Here is an 18,690-nt window from a genome sequence, read left to right on the forward strand (position 1 = left end):
TCACCGGCCCGCGGCCGACCGCCCACCCGTCCCGAGCGGCTGCGCGCACGACCCTGACTCTGCTGGCGGCCACCGCGATGGCAACGGGCTGCGTGGGTCCGGCCCCCAAGGACACCAAGCCGGCCGCAGGCCAGCAAGCAGCCGCCGAACTCCGCCGGGAACAACGCGCCCACGCCGCCGCGGTGAAGAGATGGGGCCTGGCCAAGGCCCCCCTGCCCGCGCCCCCCGCCCCGGCGAAGAAGCCGCACATCACCACCCGTGACGGCTTCGAGGTGGACGACCACGACGGACTGCCGCCCGTCTTCACGACGATCCCCACCAAGGACAAGGTCGTCTTCCTCACCATCGACGACGGGGCCGAGAAGGACCCGGCGTTCCTGCGGATGATGAGCGAGCTGAAGATCCCGTACACCGCGTTCCTCAGTGACTACCTGGTCAAGGAGGACTACGGGTACTTCAAGAAGATGCAGGCCGACGGGGTGGCTCTGAACAACCACACGCTTCACCACCGTTACCTGCCGGGCCTGTCGTACGCCGCGCAGAAGCGTGAGATCTGCGGGATGCAGGACGTGATCGAGAAGCGGTACGGAAAGCGGCCGACGCTCTTCCGCCCGCCTTTCGGTGACTACAACGAGGACACCCTGCGGGCCGCCAAGGCCTGCGGCGTCAAGGCGGCCCCCCTCTGGAACGAGGAGGTCTTCGTCGACCGCTGGGAGTACCGGGAGTGGGACCGCGACCTGCGCCCCGGAGACATCGTTCTCAGCCATTTCCGCGGCAAGGAGGACTGGGAGGGCACGATGCCCGACATGGTCCGCCGCTTCCTGAAGCTGATCACCGACAAGGGGTACGCGGTGGCACGCCTGGAGGACTACCTGTGAGGCGTCGGGGAGCCACCGCCGCACTTCTCACCGGCGTGCTCTGCCTCACCGGCTGCGCCCAGTCCGTCGACCCCATCGAGCGGCTGGGCAAGAAGGCCGCGCAGAAGGTACGCACACACGGGCCCCCTGCGGACGCGTACCGCCGCTGGGGCCTGAGCGCCCCGCTCGCCGCGGCGCCGGACCCGTCCGCCCCGAGGCCCGCCTTACGGGCCGCGGGGCCCGGCCTGCCGCCCGTGGTGGACCGCGTCCCGACCCGCGACAAGGTCGTCTTCCTGACCTTCGACGACGGCGCGGAGCGGGATCCGCGGTTCGTCGACATGGTCAGGGAACTGCGGCTGCCGGTCAGCGTGTTCCTCACGGACAGCGTCGTCGGCCCGGGGTACGCCCACTTCGGCCGGCTGCGCGCGGTCGGCGCGAGTGTGCAGAACCACACGCTCGATCATCCGTATCTGCCGGGGCTGCCGTACGAGGGGCAGCGGGCCGAGATCTGCGGCCAGCAGGAGAAGCTCAAGCAGCGGTTCGGGATCCGGCCTCGGCTTTTTCGGCCGCCCTATGGGGAGTACGACGGCGACACGCTGCGGGCGGCGGGGGATTGCGGGATCGCCGCGGTCGTTCTCTGGCGTGATGCCGAGCGGTTGCGGGCGGGGGACATTCTGCATTGTCCGGAGGGGGAGGGGGGCGGCGCGTTGACGGCCGCGACCACGGGGATGCTGCGCCGCATTCAGGAGCAGGGGTTCGCTGTGGCGCGGCTGGAGGACTACCTGTAGGGGGCCCGGAGGGGTTCCTCGCCCCCGCCGCCCCTACCCTCCCCCGTCGTCACCGCATGGGGGCTCCGCCCCCTCGCCCCCGTTGCGCAGTTCCCCGCGCCCCTGAGGGGTTGGGGTCTGGGGGTGCGTCCCCCGTTGAAAGGCCGGGGCGCAGCCCCGCCTATCAGGGGCGCGGGGAACTGCGCGGCCAGCCCCCGCCGGGCCCGCAGGCGAAATCCCTCAGGCCTGTCCGGCGCTTGAGGACGAGCGCGCAGCGCGTCCGGGGGCGCGGGGAACTGCGCGATCCGTCCCCGCCGGGGCCGCAGGCGGAGTCCTTTCAGGCCGTCCGGCGCTTGAGGGCAACGGGGGTCCGGGGGCCGTGGCACCAGGGCGTACAGCCCCCTCTCGACCCGCCGGGATGCCGCTGACCGCCTGACGCGACTGGCACTCCGCTTGACCGAGTGCTAATCGCAGTCATAGTGTCGGCTCTGGCACTCACCACAGGAGAGTGCCAATAGCGACGGGCAGGTCCGGCACCCGCGACGACGGATCCACCTGGTCGCCACCTCAGACAGTTAACCCCGTAATCTCCGAAGGGGGAGGTCGGATAGTGACGACCACCAGCTCCAAGGTTGCCATCAAGCCGCTCGAAGACCGCATTGTGGTCCAGCCGCTCGAAGCCGAGCAGACCACCGCCTCTGGCCTGGTCATTCCGGACACCGCGAAGGAGAAGCCCCAGGAGGGCGTCGTCCTGGCCGTTGGTCCGGGCCGCTTCGAGAACGGCGAGCGTCTTCCGCTCGACGTCAAGACCGGCGACATCGTGCTCTACAGCAAGTACGGCGGTACCGAGGTGAAGTACAACGGCGAGGAGTACCTCGTCCTCTCGGCTCGCGACGTGCTCGCGATCATCGAGAAGTAATTCACCCAGGTTTGCTTTGAACTGCGCCCCTGGCCCCAGCGAGTACTGAACGCGAGTGCTAAGAAGCCGGGTGCTGGGGGCGCCGTTCGTTTTTTCGAGAGGACTGAATCAGCTCCATGGCGAAGATCCTGAAGTTCGACGAGGACGCCCGTCGCGCCCTTGAGCGCGGCGTCAACAAGCTTGCCGACACCGTGAAGGTGACGATCGGCCCCAAGGGCCGCAACGTCGTCATCGACAAGAAGTTCGGCGCCCCCACCATCACCAACGACGGTGTCACGATCGCCCGCGAGGTCGAGCTCGACGACCCGTACGAGAACCTCGGCGCCCAGCTGGTGAAGGAGGTGGCGACCAAGACCAACGACATCGCGGGTGACGGTACGACCACCGCCACCGTGCTGGCCCAGGCGCTCGTACGCGAGGGCCTGAAGAACGTCGCCGCCGGCGCGTCCCCCGCCCTTCTCAAGAAGGGCATCGACGCGGCCGTCGCCGCGGTCTCCGAGGAGCTCCTCGCGACCGCCCGCCCGATCGAGGAGAAGTCCGACATCGCGGCCGTCGCCGGTCTGTCCGCCCAGGACAGCCAGGTCGGCGAGCTCATCGCCGAGGCGATGGACAAGGTCGGCAAGGACGGTGTCATCACCGTCGAGGAGTCCAACACCTTCGGTCTTGAGCTTGAGTTCACCGAGGGCATGGCCTTCGACAAGGGTTACCTGTCGCCGTACATGGTGTCCGACCAGGAGCGTATGGAGGCCGTCCTCGACGAGCCGTACATCCTGATCCACCAGGGCAAGGTCTCCTCGATCCAGGACCTGCTGCCCCTCCTTGAGAAGGTCATCCAGACCAACGCGTCGAAGCCGCTGCTGATCATCGCCGAGGACGTCGAGGGCGAAGCCCTGTCGACCCTGGTCGTGAACAAGATCCGCGGCACCTTCAACGCGGTGGCCGTCAAGGCTCCCGGCTTCGGCGACCGCCGCAAGGCCATGCTCGGTGACATCGCCACGCTCACCGGCGCCACGGTCATCGCCGAGGAGGTCGGCCTCAAGCTCGACCAGGTCGGCCTGGACGTGCTGGGCACCGCCCGCCGCGTCACCGTCACCAAGGACGACACGACCATCGTCGACGGCGGCGGCAACAGCGCCGACGTGACCGGCCGTGTCAACCAGATCAAGGCCGAGATCGAGTCCACGGACTCCGACTGGGACCGCGAGAAGCTCCAGGAGCGCCTCGCGAAGCTGGCCGGCGGCGTGTGCGTGATCAAGGTCGGCGCCGCCACGGAGGTGGAGCTGAAGGAGAAGAAGCACCGTCTGGAGGACGCCATCTCCGCGACCCGCGCCGCGGTCGAGGAGGGCATCGTCTCCGGTGGTGGCTCCGCGCTCGTCCACGCCGTGAAGGTCCTCGAAGGCAACCTCGGCAAGACCGGCGACGAGGCGACCGGTGTCGCCGTCGTCCGCAAGGCCGCCGTCGAGCCGCTGCGCTGGATCGCCGAGAACGCCGGCCTGGAGGGTTACGTCATCACCTCCAAGGTCGCCGAGCTCGACAAGGGCCAGGGCTTCAACGCCGCGACCGGTGAGTACGGCGACCTGGTCAAGGCCGGCGTCATCGACCCGGTCAAGGTCACCCGTTCCGCCCTGGAGAACGCCGCCTCCATCGCCTCCCTGCTCCTCACGACCGAGACCCTGGTCGTCGAGAAGCCGGCCGAGGAAGAGGGCGACGCGGGCCACGGCGGCCACGGCCACTCGCACTAGGCGCTCCGCCCGGCGTTCTACCGGATGCGCGGTGATGCGACCGCGGGCCCGGTGAGGGCTGGTCGCGCCCACGCGACGGAGCCGCACATGGATACAGCCCCGCGCCCCTTCGGGGCGCGACATGAAGGCCCGGCCCCGCCTCGGCGGGGGCCGGGCCTTCATGCTGCCGCCGCCTAACGGCACCGACGCGCTCACCTCGGGCCGTACTTGCGGCCCGTCTTCGAGCTGATGCCGCTGAGCAGGCCCCGCGGGGTCACCTTCGCCACGCCCATCAGGGCCTTGTAGCGCGGGTCCGGGATGGACAGCGACTTGTCCCGGGCCAGGTCCGCCAGCGCGGCCGCGACCACCTTGTCGGCGTCCAGCCACATCCAGTTGGGGATGTTGTCCGTGCCCATCCCGGCCCGCTCGTGGAACTCGGTCCGCACGAACCCGGGGCACAGCGCCATCAGCCGGACGCCACTGCCCGCCAGGTCCTTCGCCACGCCCTGCGTGAACTGCACGACCCACGCCTTCGACGCCCCGTACGTGCCGCGCGGCAGGAACGCGGCCGTCGACGCCACGTTGACGACACCGCCGCGACCGCGCTCCCTCATGGCCTCGGCCGCCGCCGACGTCAGCCGCAGCACCGCCTCGCAGTGCACCTTGAGCATCTTCAGCTCGTCCGCCATCGGTACGTCCAGATAGAGGCCCTTGTTGCCGAAGCCCGCGTTGTTGACGAGCAGGTCGACCGCGTTCTTGCGGTCCGAGACGCGGGCGGCCACCGCCTCGATGCCCTCGTCGGTCGCCAGATCCGCCGTCAGCACCTCCGCCTCGATGCCGTGCCGGTCGTGCAGTTCCGTCGCCTGCTCGCCGAGCCGCTTGCTGTCACGCGCGACCAGCACGAGGTTGTGCCCGTCGGCGGCCAGCCGCCGTGCGAAGGCGGCACCGATGCCCGCTGTCGATCCCGTAATCAAAGCCGTTGTCATGGCCCAAGGTTAGTGACCGCCGTACTTCTCGACGTACTTCAGCGCCGTCTCCCGTGCCGCCGGGTGCAGGGCGTCGCCCGCCGCCAGCACCCGCGGCAGCAGCGTCCGTTCGAGCGTGACCGCGCGGAACTGGAGAGCGGCGGTCACCTCGTGGTCCGGCCGGTGCACGATCTCGATCGGATCGCCCGCCCGTATCTCGCCGGACTCGATCACCCGCAGATACGCGCCGGACGCACCCTTCCGCGTGAACCGCCTGACCCACCCCTTCTCGCCCAGGTGGCCCTGGAAGGTGAGGCAGGGAATCCGCCCGGACGTCACTTCGAGCACGACCTCGGAGCCGATGCGCCAGCGCTCCCCGATCCTCGCCCCGGACACGTCGATGCCCTCCGTCGTGAGGTTCTCCCCGAACATCCCGCTGGACAGAGGGCGCCCCAGCTCGCGTTCCCACTCGTCGAGGTCCTCGCGCGCGAAGGCGTACACGGCCTGGTCGTCGCCGCCGTGGTGCCGCAGCTCGCACACGGCGTCCCCGGCGAGACCGCTCCCGCCGACGCCCTTCGGCCCGGGCGCGGCGACCCGTACCGGCCCGTCGACCGGCCGCTTGTTCATCCCTGTCACGCCGTCGGCCTGATCCGTGTAGTCGACCGCCTCGGGTCGTCCCAGATTCACTGAAAGAAGCTTCATGACGGCACGCTAGGCGATGCGATCCAAAGCGTCGATGCGATATTCGTCGCCGTATCCAAGATTCGCTTATGCTTCTAGGGTGATCGAGGCCCGTCATCTGCGTGTCCTGCGTGCCGTCTCCGCCACCGGCTCCTTCTCGGCGGCGGGGCGCGAACTGGGCTGCACCCAGCCCGCCGTCAGCCAGCAGATGAAGGCACTCGAAACCTCCGTCGGTACACCGCTGCTCATCCGCACCGGCCGCGAGATGCGGCTGACCCAGGCCGGCGAGGCCCTCGTGCGGCACGCGGCGGGCATCATCGCCGGTCTGACCGCCGCCGAGGAGGAGGTCGCCGCGATCGCCGGGCTGCGCGCGGGCAGGGTGCGCCTGGTCTCGTTCCCCAGCGGAAGCTCCACGCTCGTACCGACCGCGCTCGCCGCCCTGCGCGCCGCGCACCCCGGCACCCGGGTCTCCCTGGAGGAGGCCGAACCGCCGCGCTCCGTCGAGATGCTGCGTGAGGGCGACTGCGACGTGACACTCGCCTTCCGCTACGAGGGCGCGGCCTCAGCGGCGGGTTCGGCGGGCGCGGAGGAGTGGGACGACCTGGTGATCCGGCCGCTGCTCACGGACCGGCTCGTCGGTCTGGTCCCCGAGGGGCACCGGCTGGCCCGGGCGGGCACGGTCGCCATCGGCGACCTCGCCGACGAGCCGTGGATCGCCGGCTGCCCGCGCTGCCGGGCCCAGCTGGTCGAGGTCTGTGAGAGCGCGGGCTTCACCCCGCGCATCGACTTCGCGACCGACGACTATCCGGCGGTGGTCGGTCTGGTCGGGGCGGGCCTCGGGGTCGCGGTCCTGCCGGAGCTGGCCATCGAGTCCGTACGCCCCAGGGGTGCACGCACAGTGACGGTGGAGCCGGCCCTGCGACGGGAGATCGTCGCGCTCACCCTGCCGGATCTGGCCCAGGTGCCCGCCGTGGCGGCCACGCTGGACCAGCTGGCCAGGGCCGCCAGCCGTTGAACCCGGTTCTGCGGGGCCCGGTTTCGCGGAGGCCCGGTCCTTTGGGGCGCGGAGTATGCCGTCGGGGACGTGAAGAGGGGGCACGCGCGCGCGTGTCGGTTCGGAGAAACGTTCCTTCAGTGGTGTGACGGGTCGCCCCCGCTCGATGTCGAGACCAGACGGGTGCGCGCCCGTCCCATGAGTTCCTCGCGCTCGTCCTCGGTCAGGCCGCCCCACACGCCGTACGGCTCGCGCACCGCGAGCGCGTGCGCGGCGCACTCCGCTCGCACCGGGCACCTCATGCAGACCTCTTTGGCGGAGTTCTCACGAGCGCTCCGTGCCGCACCGCGCTCGCCCTCGGGGTGGAAGAAGAGCGAGCTGTCGACCCCGCGGCACGCCGCGAGGAGCTGCCAGTCCCACAGATCCGCGTTCGGTCCGGGAAGGCGGGAGAAATCTGCCATTGCTTTGTCCCCTTGTAGCCGTTTTGGTCGGTTACGTGCCCATCACCGTACATCTACGATCTAAGGAGATGAAAATATGACTCATTGCAAATCTAGCCGCAGACACCAGTAAATGGAACGAAAAGCGGCTAAATGGGGCATGGCTTGTGATGAAACCTTGAGGGTCTGCCGCACGTGTCTGCACCGTGTCCGCGCCCTCACGTAGAGTGCCGAACGTGGCTCACCGCCCCGTAACTCTTTCGAGTGACCGTCGTTGAGTGTGCGAGGCGGTTGAAGGAACAAACGCTCGGGCAAGCGTCCGAGTCGGTCGACCGCACAGGTGACGATTTCGTACCAGCCTGGAGGCCCAAGGTGACGCGCATCAGCTGCGGAGGACGGCCATGACATCCGTCCTCGTCTGCGACGACTCCCCGCTTGCCCGAGAGGCGCTCCGCCGTGCGGTGGCGACCGTGCCCGGCGTAGAGCGCGTGACCACGGCGGCCAACGGCGAGGAAGTCCTCCGCCGCTGGGGTGCCGACCGTTCGGACCTGATTCTGATGGACGTACGCATGCCCGGTCTGGGCGGCGTGGAGACGGTCCGGCGGCTGCTGTCCGCCGACCCCGGTGCGCGCATCATCATGCTCACCGTGGCCGAGGACCTGGACGGTGTCGCACTCGCGGTCGCCGCCGGTGCCCGCGGCTATCTCCACAAGGACGCCTCCCGCGCGGAGCTGCGGGCGACCGTCACCCAGGCCCTCGCCGACCCGACCTGGCGGCTCGCCCCGCGCAGACTGCGGTCGGCCGAGATGGGCGCGGCGCCGACGCTCACCGCGCGTGAGATCCAGGTCCTGGAAGGCATGAGCCACGGCCGGTCGAACGCGGAGATCGGCCGTGAGCTGTTCCTCTCCGAGGACACGGTCAAGACGCACGCCCGCCGGCTCTTCAAGAAGCTCGGCGCCTCGGACCGCGCGCACGCGGTCGCGCTCGGGTTCCGATGGGGCCTGGTCCGCTAGGTGAACCGCCGCGGGGGTACGGGTGTCCCCGCCTGCCGTGAGGCGGGCGGGGCCGGGCCCGACAGGGGATCGAATGACGCCGTTCGGGCACCCGATCCCCGTTTCCCGGCGGATGCCGCATCCTTGAGGTGTGGAGTTCCTCGGGAACAAGTCGGTCGAGCGGGAGGGGAGGGCGCAGGAGATGAGTTCCGGCGCACCTGCTCATAACGCTTCGGTGCACAACTACGGACGCGGTGCCACGGAACGAACGACGCCAAGGCACCATGGACCGATGCGTGACGACGAGGCGACTAATGCCCAAGGGGTCATTGGTGGGCTCGTTCACCGCGCGGTCGACGGCGACGAGCAGGCCACGCACGATCTGCTCGCCCATGTCCACCCGCTCGCCATCCGCTACTGCCGTACGCGACTGTCCCGCCTTCCGGGCGACGCGCGGCACTTCGTGGAGGACCTGGCGCAGGAGGTCTGCGTAGCGGTGCTGCTCGCACTGCCGCGCTACAAGGACACCGGGCGCCCCTTCGAGGCCTTCGTCTTCGCGATCGCCGCCCACAAGGTGGCCGACCTGCAGCGGGCCGCGATGCGCCATCCCGGTTCGACGGCCGTGCCGTCGGACGAGATGCCCGAGCGGCCGGACGACTCGCTCGGCCCCGAGGAGCGCGCCCTCCTCAGCAGCGATGCCGAGTGGGCGAAGAAGCTGATGGCCAACCTCCCCGAGAACCAGCGCGAACTCCTGCTGCTGAGGATCGCGGTGGGCCTCACGGCCGAGGAGACCGGACAGATGTTGGGAATGTCACCCGGCGCGGTCCGGGTCGCCCAGCACCGGGCGCTCAGCCGCCTGCGGGCACTGGCCGAGCAGTAGGCGGTTCTCCTTACGGGTTACGGGTTACGGGTGCGGCTTCCGGCGGGCCCAGGACCGGGTCCGCCGACGTGCGGATCGCAGTGGGGCGGGCTTTCTCGCCGGTGCGCTTCGGTACTCACCGGTACTCACCGGTACTCACCGGTGCTCACCGGTACGCATCGGTACGCATCGGTGTGGGGCAACGCGCTGAACACAGTGGCCGCCCGGCCCGTAGGAACCTACGAGCCCCAGGGGCGCTCCCGACCGTGGAATGAGAGAGCCATGCTTCCCGTTAGCATGGACATCCGCACCGATCAAGGCCATTTGGGGAAGGTGTCATGACTGCAAACGTCGACGGAGTGCCCGAGAAATTCGCGACGCTCGGGCTGACCTACGACGACGTGCTGCTGCTGCCGGGCGCATCGGAAGTGCTGCCGGGCGCGGTCGACACCTCGTCCCGCATCTCCCGCAACGTACGCGTGAACATCCCGCTGCTCTCGGCGGCGATGGACAAGGTCACCGAGTCCCGGATGGCGATCGCCATGGCCCGTCAGGGCGGCGTCGGGGTCCTGCACCGGAACCTCTCCATCGAGGACCAGGTCAACCAGGTCGACCTCGTGAAGCGCTCCGAGTCCGGCATGGTCACCGACCCGATCACGGTGCACCCGGACGCGACGCTGGGCGAGGCCGACGCGCTGTGCGCCAAGTTCCGCATCAGCGGTGTCCCCGTCACCGACGGCAACGGCAAGCTGCTCGGCATCGTCACCAACCGCGACATGGCCTTCGAGACCGACCGCTCCCGTCAGGTGCGCGAGGTCATGACCCCGATGCCGCTCGTCACCGGCAAGGTCGGCACCTCCGGGACCGACGCCATGGAGCTGCTGCGCCGCCACAAGATCGAGAAGCTTCCGCTGGTCGACGACGCGGGCATCCTCAAGGGCCTCATCACGGTCAAGGACTTCGTCAAGGCCGAGAAGTACCCGAACGCCGCGAAGGACGCCGAGGGCCGCCTCCTCGTGGGCGCCGCCGTGGGCGCGAGCCCTGAGGCCCTTGAGCGGGCCCAGGCGCTCGCCGAGGCCGGTGTGGACTTCCTGATCGTCGACACCTCGCACGGGCACAACAGCAACGCCCTCAACTGGATGGCGAAGATCAAGTCGAGCGTCGGCGTCGATGTGATCGGCGGCAACGTGGCCACCCGTGACGGCGCCCAGGCGCTGATCGACGCCGGTGTCGACGGCGTCAAGGTGGGCGTGGGCCCCGGCTCGATCTGTACGACCCGGGTGGTCGCCGGTATCGGCGTACCGCAGGTCACCGCCATCTACGAAGCGGCCCTCGCGGCCCGCTCCGCCGGTGTACCGGTGATCGGGGACGGCGGTCTGCAGTACTCCGGAGACATCGGCAAGGCGCTCGCCGCCGGCGCCGACACGGTGATGCTCGGCAGCCTCCTCGCCGGCTGCGAGGAGTCGCCCGGCGAGCTGCTCTTCATCAACGGCAAGCAGTTCAAGTCGTACCGCGGCATGGGTTCGCTCGGTGCCATGCAGTCCCGTGGCCAGGGCAAGTCGTACTCGAAGGACCGCTACTTCCAGGCCGAGGTGGCCTCCGACGACAAGCTCGTGCCCGAGGGCATCGAGGGCCAGGTGCCCTACCGCGGCCCGCTCGGGAACGTGCTGCACCAGCTCGTCGGCGGTCTGCGCCAGACCATGGGCTACGTCGGCGCCGCCTCCATCGACGAGATGGAGACCAAGGGCCGCTTCGTACGGATCACCTCGGCGGGCCTCAAGGAGAGCCACCCGCACGACATCCAGATGACGGTCGAGGCACCGAACTACAGCCGCGGCCAGTAGCAGCGACACGTTCGAGGGCGGTCTCGGAGACTCCGGGACCGCCCTCGCCGTATGCGTCGGGGATACTGGAACGCGCAGAACCGAAGAGGGAAAGGCCACACACGTGACTGAGATCGAGATCGGGCGCGGCAAGCGCGGCCGCCGGGCGTACGCCTTCGACGACATCGCCGTCGTCCCGAGCCGCCGTACGCGCGACCCGAAGGAGGTCTCGATCGCCTGGCAGATCGACGCCTACCGCTTCGAGCTGCCGTTCCTGGCGGCTCCCATGGACTCGGTGGTCTCCCCGGCGACCGCCATCCGCATCGGGGAGCTGGGCGGCCTGGGCGTCCTCAACCTCGAAGGCCTGTGGACGCGGCACGAGGACCCGCAGTCCCTCCTCGACGAGATCGTGGGGCTGGACGTCGAGACCGCGACCCGCCGCCTCCAGGAGATCTACGCGGCTCCCATCAGGGAGGAGCTGATCGGGCTGCGCATCAAGGAGGTGCGCGACTCGGGCGTGGTCACCGCGGCGGCGCTCTCCCCGCAGCGCACCGCCGAGTTCTCCAAGGCAGTCGTGGACGCGGGCGTCGACATCTTCGTCATCCGCGGTACGACGGTCTCGGCGGAGCACGTCTCGGGCGCCTCCGAGCCGCTGAACCTGAAGCAGTTCATCTACGAGCTGGACGTCCCGGTCATCGTCGGCGGCTGCGCCACGTACACCGCGGCCCTGCACCTGATGCGTACCGGCGCGGCCGGTGTCCTGGTGGGCTTCGGCGGCGGTGCCGCGCACACCACGCGCAACGTCCTGGGCATCCAGGTCCCGATGGCCACCGCCGTCGCCGACGTGGCCGCCGCCCGCCGCGACTACATGGACGAGTCCGGCGGTCGGTACGTGCACGTGATCGCGGACGGCGGTGTCGGCTGGTCCGGCGACCTGCCCAAGGCCATCGCCTGCGGCGCCGACTCGGTGATGATGGGCTCCCCGCTCGCCCGCGCGACGGACGCGCCCGGCCGGGGCCACCACTGGGGCATGGAGGCCGTCAACGAGGAGCTGCCGCGCGGCAAGAAGGTCGACCTCGGCACCGTCGGCACCATCGAGGAGGTCCTGCTGGGCCCCTCGCACACGCCCGACGGTTCCATGAACTTCTTCGGCGCCCTGCGCCGCGCGATGGCCACGACCGGCTACAGCGAGCTGAAGGAGTTCCAGCGGGTCGAGGTCACGGTGGCGGACGCCCAGCACAAGCGCTGACGCCGCGCTCCATCCGAGCGGACGAACGACGAGGGGCCCGGTCACTCACAGGGGTGAGTGACCGGGCCCTTTCGCGTGCCCGCGTGCCCGAACGTCCTGGTGGGGCGCGTTCCGCGTTCGGGGGGCGCACGGTTGCCTTTGGGCCGAATGCGCGGGAAACGGCCGTGTCGAGGCGATAACGTCCGTGTTCGGCGCTCCAGTTGTGTGGGCGCCCCCTTCCAAGGACACGTTCCGGACCCCGGCCCTCGGGGCCCGGCCCGAGTTCTGACGAGCCGCCTACCGGGTCTCTGGGCGGCGTCGTGGAAGGGGGCCGCCCATGGGCCGCCACCGCAAGCCCACCCGCTGGGACCGGATCCGTCTGCGGACGGTGAAGTGCCGGAGGAGGTGGATTCTGCGGATTTTCGGATGGTGAGCGGCCGCCCCCAAGACAACTAGGGGCGGACACTCCGTGAACCATCCTGGAGCCTGCCGCAGCGCCCCTGCGGTGGGCTCCACCCTTTTTGCACGGTGCCGAATACTGCCGACGAACGGCACGGCACCGCAGGAGGTGGATCCTGTGGATTCCCGGATGGTGAGCGGCCGCCCCCAGCACAACTAGGGGCGGACACTCCGTGAACCATCCTGGAGCCTGCCGCAGCACCCACTGCGGTGGGCTCCACCTGTTCCGTACGGTACCGGCGGTGGGCGTCGTTCGCCACCAGCGGCAGGGGCTCCGGCCGTGTCGGGCGCCCCCCTTCACAACCTGTGCGCCGCCCCCGTGGGGGTCGCTCCGCGGGTGTCCAGCAGGAGCTGTGCCTTCACCGACAGGCCCTGCAGGTCGTACGTGCGGTGTTGCTGGAGCAGGATCGTCAGGTCCGCGTCGGCCGCCGCCTCGTACAGGGAGTCCACGCGGGGGACCGGGCGGTCGAGGATGGACCAGGACGGGACGTGCGGGTCGTGGTAGCTGACGGCGGCGCCCAGTTCCATCAGGCGGGTCGCGATCTCCTGGGCGGGTGAGCCCTGCTGGTCGGCGTGGTCGGACTTGTAGGTGACGCCGAGGAGCAGCACACGCGCGCCGCGGGCCGACTTGCCGTGTTCGTTGAGGAGTGCGGCCGCGCGCTGGATGACGTACCGGGGCATGTGGTCGTTGACCTGCTGGGCCAGTTCGACCATGCGCAGGGCTCGGGTCCCGGGGCCCGCCAGGTCGCGTGGGACGGCGTGGCCGCCCACTCCGGGGCCGGGGCGGAAGGCCTGGAAGCCGAACGGCTTGGTCTCGGCGCAGCGGATGACGTCCCACAGGTCGACGCCCAGGTCGTGGCAGAGGACGGCCATCTCGTTGACCAGGGCGATGTTGACGTGCCGGTAGTTGGTCTCCAGGAGCTGCACGGTCTCCGCCTCGCGGGGTCCGCGCGCGCGTACGACCTTGTCGGTGAGCCGGCCGTAGAACGCGGCGGCCGACTCCGTGCAGGCCGGGGTGAGCCCGCCGATGACCTTCGGGGTGTTGGCGGGGCCGTGGTCGCGATTGCCCGGGTCCACCCGGCTGGGTGAGTACGCGAGGTGGAAGTCGCGGCCCGCCCGGAGCCCGGAGCCCTCTTCGAGGAGCGGACGGAGGAATTCCTCGGTCGTCCCCGGGTACACGGGGGACTCCAGGATCACCGTGGTGTGCGGGCGCAGGTGCGCGGCCAGGGTGCGGGCGGCGGAGGCCACCTGCCCCAGGTCGAGCGTTCCGTCCGCGCCGCGCGGGGTCGGAGCGCAGATGACGGCGGTGCGTACGCGGCCCAGCTCGGCCGGGTCCGTGGCCCGCCGGAATCCCGTGGACAGCATCCGGCGCAGATCGGCCGCGGCCAGTGGCGCCGGATCGCCGCACTCGTAGCCGAGGGTGGGGATGCCGGTGGAGGCGGCGGCCCGGGCCAGGGGCAGGCCGAGCTGGCCGAGGCCGATGACGGCGAGGTCTGCGGGCATGGCGGTGGGCCGTCCTTCCCTGTAGCCGGAGTGGCAGTAGCCGGAGCTGGGCGAGGGCGCAAGCCCTGTGGACAGAACGGGCGAGCGCAATGTCAGACTAGGAGTAAATATGACCGATATGCGGGATTGTTCGGTTGCGTTTCTCCTGGAGTCGCCGAGCCGGGCACCGGGAGTTGTCCACAGGCGGACCGCCGGTGGTGGCCGATGGCGGGCATCACGGTCAGAATTTGGGCATGGGGGATGTGAGCGGGGCCTCGCCGTACGGGTGAGCCCGGCGCGACAGACAGCTGGAGGCAACTGTGCGGACAGCGACACTGGGACCGGCGGAGCGCGCCGAGTCACTCGCGGCGATGGCCGAGCACGAACTGGATGTGCTCGTCGTGGGAGCGGGCGTGGTGGGCGCGGGCACCGCGTTGGACGCCGTGACCCGCGGCCTGTCCACCGGCCTGGTCGAGGCACGTGACTGGGCGTCGGGCACATCGAGCCGGTCGAGCAAGCTGATCCATGGCGGCCTGCGCTATCTGGAGATGCTCGACTTCGCGCTCGTACGGGAGGCGCTGAAGGAGCGCGGGCTGCTGCTTGAGCGGCTCGCACCGCATCTCGTGAAGCCCGTGCCGTTCCTGTATCCCTTGCAGCACAAGGGCTGGGAGCGGCTGTACGCCGGATCGGGCGTCGCGCTCTACGACGCGATGTCCATGGCGCGCGGCCACGGGCGCGGCCTGCCGATGCACCGCCACCTCTCCCGGCGGCACGCACTGCGCGTCGCCCCCGCCCTGAAGAAGGACGCCCTGGTCGGGGCGCTGCAGTACTACGACGCGCAGATGGACGACGCCCGCTATGTGGCGACCCTGGTGCGCACCTCGGCGGCGTACGGCGCGAAGGTCGCCAACCGGGCGCGCGTGACCGGCTTCCTGCGCGAGGGCGAACGGGTCGTCGGTGCCAGGGTGCGGGACGTCGAGGGCGGCGGGGAGTACGAGATCCGCGCCAAGCAGGTCGTGAACGCCACCGGCGTGTGGACGGACGACACCCAGGCCATGGTCGGAGAGCGGGGCCAGTTCCACGTCCGGGCCTCCAAAGGCATCCATCTGGTCGTACCGAAGGACCGGATCACCTCGTCGAGCGGGCTGATCCTGCGCACCGAGAAGTCCGTGCTGTTCGTGATCCCCTGGGGCCGGCACTGGATCGTGGGCACGACGGACACCGAGTGGGACCTCGACAAGGCGCATCCGGCGGCGTCCAGCGCCGACATCGACTACGTACTGGAGCACGTGAACGCGGTACTGGCGGTCCCGCTGACACGCGACGACGTACAGGGGGTGTACGCGGGACTGCGGCCGCTGCTCGCCGGTGAGTCGGAGGCCACGAGCAAGCTGTCGCGCGAGCACACCGTGGCCCATCCGGCGCCCGGGCTCGTGGTCGTGGCGGGCGGCAAGTACACGACCTACCGGGTGATGGCCAAGGACGCGGTGGACGAGGCGGTGCACGGCCTCGACCAGCGGGTCGCCGAGTGCGTCACCGAGGACATCCCGCTGGTCGGCGCCGAGGGCTACCGGGCCCTGTGGAACGCGCGAGCGCGGATCGCCGCGCGGACCGGTCTGCACGTGGTGCGCGTGGAGCACCTGCTGAACCGGTACGGATCACTCGCCGAGGAAGTGCTCGACCTCATCGTCGCGGACGCCACGCTGGGCGATCCGCTGCCGGCGGCCGACGACTACCTGCGCGCCGAGATCGTCTACGCGGCCTCGCACGAGGGGGCCCGGCATCTGGACGACGTGCTGACGCGGCGCACCCGGATCTCGATCGAGACCTTCGACCGGGGCACGCGCAGCGCGCGGGAGGCCGCCGAACTGATGGCGCCGGTGCTCGGCTGGGACAAGGACCAGATCGAGCGCGAGATCGAGCACTACCAGAAGCGGGTGGAGGCGGAGCGGGAGTCGCAGCGCCAGCCGGACGACCTGACGGCCGACGCGGCGCGGCTGGGAGCACCGGACATCGTGCCGCTGTAGGGGTGCAACTCGGCGGCGGGCAGGGGCCGGTACCCGCCGCCGGAAGCGGCCGTGTGCGCGGTCGTGTTCGCGGCCGGGTATCTCGTGGTGGCTTTCGCGGGGGTTGAGTGGGTACCCGCATTCGGAGGTTGCGGAGAAGGCAGAGCCCTCGGCGGTGGCGGCGAAATCCTCCCTTGTCACAGTTCATGACAGGGGAGGAGCCGGGCCGAGGGGCGGATGGGGCACGGATGGGGGGCGGTTCGGGGAAGCGTTGTCTCCAGGAGGGGCACCCGGGGCATCGGACGGTGGCCGGGTGGGGGACAATGGAGGCTCTGTCAGGGCGGGTTGCATGAGGGGACGCATGTCGGAGGCGGAGCGGGCGGGAGCATCCCGTCAGGACGATAGTGAGCGTCTCCTCGCCGGGCGGTACCGGTTGGGAGGAGTCCTCGGCCGCGGCGGCATGGGCACCGTGTGGCGGGCCGAGGACGAGACGCTGGGCCGCACGGTCGCCGTGAAGGAACTGCGGTTGCCGCCACGTATCGACGAGGACGAGAAGCGTCGACTGATCACACGGACCTTCCGCGAGGCCAAGGCCATCGCAAGGATCCGCAACAACAGCGCTGTGACGGTCTATGACGTGGTCGACGAGGACAACCGGCCCTGGATCGTGATGGAACTCGTCGAGGGCAAGTCCCTCGCCGAGGCGATCCGCGAGGACGGACTGCTCACGCCGAAGCGCGCGGCCGAGGTGGGCCTCGCCATTCTCGACGTGCTGCGTTCGGCGCACCGAGAGGGCATCCTGCACCGCGACGTGAAGCCGTCGAACGTGCTCATCGCCGAGGACGGCCGGGTCGTGCTCACGGACTTCGGCATCGCCCAGGTCGAGGGCGACCCGTCCATCACCTCGACCGGCATGCTGGTCGGCGCGCCCTCGTACATCTCGCCGGAGCGGGCCCGAGGACACAAGCCGGGCCCCGCGGCCGACCTGTGGTCGCTGGGCGGCCTGTTGTACGCGGCGGTGGAAGGCGTGCCGCCGTACGACAAGGGGTCCGCCATCGCGACGCTCACCGCGGTGATGACGGAACCGGTGGAGCAGCCGAAGAACGCGGGCCCGCTGGAGAACGTCATCTACGGGCTCCTCGTCAAGGACCCCGAGCAGCGCCTCGACGACGCCGGGGCACGGGCGATGCTCACCGAGATCATCAACACGCCCGAGCCCAAGGACGAGCCGGAGCCGGTGGACGCGACGAAGGTCGTGCCGTTGCCGGACCTCCCCTCCGGCCCCGCCAGGAAGGGGACTTCGGGCGGCGGCAAGAAGAGTGAGGAGCCGGGCGACCGGCTGCGCGGGGCGCTGCGCTCCGTGCGGAAGGGCAAGGGCGCCGGGGCGGCAGGGGCTGCTGCCGCCGCTGCCGGTACCGGAGTCGCCGCGGACCGGTCCGCGGAGGCGTCGAGCGGGAAGGCCGCGTCCGCGTCGCAGGCTCCCGCGGGTTCCGGGGCGGCTGCGGTGCCGCCGTCCTCCGGGTCAGACGCTGCCACAGGTACGAGGTCCGGGTCCGCAGCCGGTACCGACGCGGGCGCCGGTGTACCTGCTCCCGCCGAGAACCGGGACGCTGCCGCTTCCGTACTGAACTCCAGTGCGGTGGGCGGAAATCCGGGCGACTCGCGGGGCGGGTACTCGCGGGGCACCACGTCCAGGGCCCCGCTCACCGATGTGGTGTCCCGGCGGACGCTGGTGATCATCGCCGTCGTCGTGGCGCTGGCCGTGCTCGGCACGATCCTCGCCGTCACGCTGGGTGGCGACGACGGCTCGGGATCCAAGGAGAACAAGGGCGGCGACGACAAGTCGACGTCCAGTGGCGCGAACGCGGGAAGCGACACCAAACAGGACGAGAACAGCGGCACCGATTCGGACGACGACGACAAGACGGACTCCTCCGGCGGGAGCACGGCGAAGGAGAGTACGCCGAGTGCGAGCGCTTCCGGTGAGTCGAGCGGATCGGGTGGGTCGGGAGACGGCTCCAACAGCGGTTCGGGCAGTGGGGTCGAGTCGACGCACAAGGACGGGCAGGGGTTCTCGATCGGCCTGCCCAAGGGCTGGAAATACCAGTCCACGAGTGCGGCCGGCGCCCGGTTCGCCGGTCCCGACGGCCAGAAGCTGCTGGTCGGCTGGACCACGACGCCCAAGGACGACCCGGTGGCCGACTGGAAGAACCAAGAGCAGTACATGCAGCGGTCGCAGTATCAGCGGATCCGAATAGAGAAGGTGGACTACCGCGGCTGGAACACGGCCGACTGGGAATTCACCTATGTGGACGGCGGCACGGAATACCGGTCCATAGACCGCGGCTTCGTCGTCAATGACAGCCAGGGATATGCGCTCATGTATACCGCGAAGGGCTCGAAATGGGACACCGAGCTTCGTAAGGACACGTGGCGCACGCTGACCAAGTCGTTCGAACCGAAGTCCTGAGGAGCACGGGACAACTGAGATCTCGTA

At 70.1% G+C, this 18,690-nt stretch carries 15 protein-coding genes; 11 read left to right on the forward strand and 4 right to left on the reverse strand.

The features are described from left to right. Positions 1 to 77: 77 nt before the first annotated feature. The 4 genes from ACIOKD_RS04205 to groL all read left to right on the forward strand — a co-directional run bounded on the left by ACIOKD_RS04205 (position 78) and on the right by groL (position 4,285). The gene (locus ACIOKD_RS04205; RefSeq protein WP_402079168.1) at positions 78 to 878 is read left to right on the forward strand and encodes a polysaccharide deacetylase family protein; all 801 of its coding nucleotides are present in this window, start codon (positions 78 to 80) and stop codon (positions 876 to 878) included. Then, entirely contained in the window at positions 875 to 1,645 is a 771-nt protein-coding gene (locus tag ACIOKD_RS04210; protein WP_402077927.1) for a polysaccharide deacetylase family protein, read from the forward strand. The genes ACIOKD_RS04205 and ACIOKD_RS04210 overlap by 4 nt, the downstream gene beginning before the upstream one ends. Positions 1,646 to 2,234: 589 nt before the next feature. Next, the gene (gene groES / locus ACIOKD_RS04215) at positions 2,235 to 2,543 is read left to right on the forward strand and encodes a co-chaperone GroES (protein WP_055507210.1); all 309 of its coding nucleotides are present in this window, start codon (positions 2,235 to 2,237) and stop codon (positions 2,541 to 2,543) included. A gap of 116 nt (positions 2,544 to 2,659) precedes the next feature. Beyond that, positions 2,660 to 4,285, forward strand: coding sequence for a chaperonin GroEL (groL, locus tag ACIOKD_RS04220; protein ID WP_402077929.1), 1,626 nt, complete (start codon positions 2,660 to 2,662; stop codon positions 4,283 to 4,285). A 191-nt stretch (positions 4,286 to 4,476) separates the two neighbouring features. On the opposite strand, the gene ACIOKD_RS04225 is transcribed toward groL, so the two are convergent. Together ACIOKD_RS04225 and ACIOKD_RS04230 are read right to left on the reverse strand one after the other, a co-directional pair. After that, entirely contained in the window at positions 4,477 to 5,250 is a 774-nt protein-coding gene (locus tag ACIOKD_RS04225) for an SDR family NAD(P)-dependent oxidoreductase (RefSeq protein WP_402077932.1), read from the reverse strand. Between the two features lie 9 nt (positions 5,251 to 5,259). Further along, positions 5,260 to 5,931: an MOSC domain-containing protein gene (locus ACIOKD_RS04230; protein ID WP_402077934.1), complete on the reverse strand. Its 672-nt coding sequence runs from the start codon at positions 5,929 to 5,931 to the stop codon at positions 5,260 to 5,262. A 79-nt stretch (positions 5,932 to 6,010) separates the two neighbouring features. On the opposite strand from ACIOKD_RS04230, the gene ACIOKD_RS04235 reads away from it, so the two are divergent. Further along, positions 6,011 to 6,925 (forward strand): LysR family transcriptional regulator, encoded by a 915-nt coding sequence (locus tag ACIOKD_RS04235; protein ID WP_402077937.1) that lies wholly within the window; start codon positions 6,011 to 6,013, stop codon positions 6,923 to 6,925. 116 nt (positions 6,926 to 7,041) lie between these two features. On the opposite strand, the gene ACIOKD_RS04240 is transcribed toward ACIOKD_RS04235, so the two are convergent. Next, positions 7,042 to 7,365 (reverse strand): WhiB family transcriptional regulator, encoded by a 324-nt coding sequence (locus ACIOKD_RS04240; RefSeq protein ID WP_402077940.1) that lies wholly within the window; start codon positions 7,363 to 7,365, stop codon positions 7,042 to 7,044. 380 nt (positions 7,366 to 7,745) lie between these two features. On the opposite strand from ACIOKD_RS04240, the gene ACIOKD_RS04245 reads away from it, so the two are divergent. From ACIOKD_RS04245 to ACIOKD_RS04260, 4 genes are all read left to right on the forward strand, one after another. Further along, positions 7,746 to 8,357 (forward strand): response regulator transcription factor, encoded by a 612-nt coding sequence (locus ACIOKD_RS04245; protein WP_003948568.1) that lies wholly within the window; start codon positions 7,746 to 7,748, stop codon positions 8,355 to 8,357. Between the two features lie 271 nt (positions 8,358 to 8,628). Then, on the forward strand, positions 8,629 to 9,216 hold the full coding sequence (locus ACIOKD_RS04250; RefSeq protein WP_189769700.1) for a sigma-70 family RNA polymerase sigma factor: 588 nt from the start codon (positions 8,629 to 8,631) through the stop codon (positions 9,214 to 9,216). A 317-nt stretch (positions 9,217 to 9,533) separates the two neighbouring features. Continuing rightward, complete coding sequence (gene guaB, locus ACIOKD_RS04255; protein ID WP_402077943.1) at positions 9,534 to 11,039, forward strand: IMP dehydrogenase; 1,506 nt, start codon at positions 9,534 to 9,536, stop codon at positions 11,037 to 11,039. Positions 11,040 to 11,142: 103 nt separating this feature from the next. Further along, the gene (locus ACIOKD_RS04260) at positions 11,143 to 12,267 is read left to right on the forward strand and encodes a GuaB3 family IMP dehydrogenase-related protein (RefSeq protein ID WP_402077945.1); all 1,125 of its coding nucleotides are present in this window, start codon (positions 11,143 to 11,145) and stop codon (positions 12,265 to 12,267) included. A gap of 735 nt (positions 12,268 to 13,002) precedes the next feature. Here the strand turns inward: ACIOKD_RS04260 and ACIOKD_RS04265 are convergent. Further along, a complete protein-coding gene (locus ACIOKD_RS04265) occupies positions 13,003 to 14,208 on the reverse strand; it encodes a nucleotide sugar dehydrogenase (protein WP_402077947.1) in 1,206 nt (401 codons plus the stop codon). A 299-nt stretch (positions 14,209 to 14,507) separates the two neighbouring features. On the opposite strand from ACIOKD_RS04265, the gene ACIOKD_RS04270 reads away from it, so the two are divergent. Beyond that, positions 14,508 to 16,214, forward strand: coding sequence for a glycerol-3-phosphate dehydrogenase/oxidase (locus ACIOKD_RS04270; protein ID WP_402077949.1), 1,707 nt, complete (start codon positions 14,508 to 14,510; stop codon positions 16,212 to 16,214). 340 nt (positions 16,215 to 16,554) lie between these two features. Beyond that, positions 16,555 to 18,663: a serine/threonine-protein kinase gene (locus ACIOKD_RS04275; protein ID WP_402077951.1), complete on the forward strand. Its 2,109-nt coding sequence runs from the start codon at positions 16,555 to 16,557 to the stop codon at positions 18,661 to 18,663. Positions 18,664 to 18,690: the final 27 nt, after the last annotated feature.

Origin of the sequence: Streptomyces sp. NPDC087844 (genome assembly GCF_044742785.1) — a bacterium.
Taxonomy (GTDB): domain Bacteria; phylum Actinomycetota; class Actinomycetes; order Streptomycetales; family Streptomycetaceae; genus Streptomyces.

What these genes read in the sequence shown, in the direction of transcription:
- ACIOKD_RS04265 (WP_402077947.1), bottom strand. Translation starts at nt 14,208, where the DNA reads ATGCCCGCAGACCTCGCCGTCATCGGCCTCGGCCAGCTCGGCCTGCCC.
- ACIOKD_RS04245 (WP_003948568.1), top strand. Translation starts at nt 7,746, where the DNA reads ATGACATCCGTCCTCGTCTGCGACGACTCCCCGCTTGCCCGAGAGGCG.
- ACIOKD_RS04225 (WP_402077932.1), bottom strand. Translation starts at nt 5,250, where the DNA reads ATGACAACGGCTTTGATTACGGGATCGACAGCGGGCATCGGTGCCGCC.
- guaB (WP_402077943.1), top strand. Translation starts at nt 9,534, where the DNA reads ATGACTGCAAACGTCGACGGAGTGCCCGAGAAATTCGCGACGCTCGGG.
- ACIOKD_RS04205 (WP_402079168.1), top strand. Translation starts at nt 78, where the DNA reads ATGGCAACGGGCTGCGTGGGTCCGGCCCCCAAGGACACCAAGCCGGCC.
- ACIOKD_RS04230 (WP_402077934.1), bottom strand. Translation starts at nt 5,931, where the DNA reads ATGAAGCTTCTTTCAGTGAATCTGGGACGACCCGAGGCGGTCGACTAC.
- groL (WP_402077929.1), top strand. Translation starts at nt 2,660, where the DNA reads ATGGCGAAGATCCTGAAGTTCGACGAGGACGCCCGTCGCGCCCTTGAG.
- ACIOKD_RS04275 (WP_402077951.1), top strand. Translation starts at nt 16,555, where the DNA reads ATGTCGGAGGCGGAGCGGGCGGGAGCATCCCGTCAGGACGATAGTGAG.
- ACIOKD_RS04250 (WP_189769700.1), top strand. Translation starts at nt 8,629, where the DNA reads ATGCGTGACGACGAGGCGACTAATGCCCAAGGGGTCATTGGTGGGCTC.
- ACIOKD_RS04240 (WP_402077940.1), bottom strand. Translation starts at nt 7,365, where the DNA reads ATGGCAGATTTCTCCCGCCTTCCCGGACCGAACGCGGATCTGTGGGAC.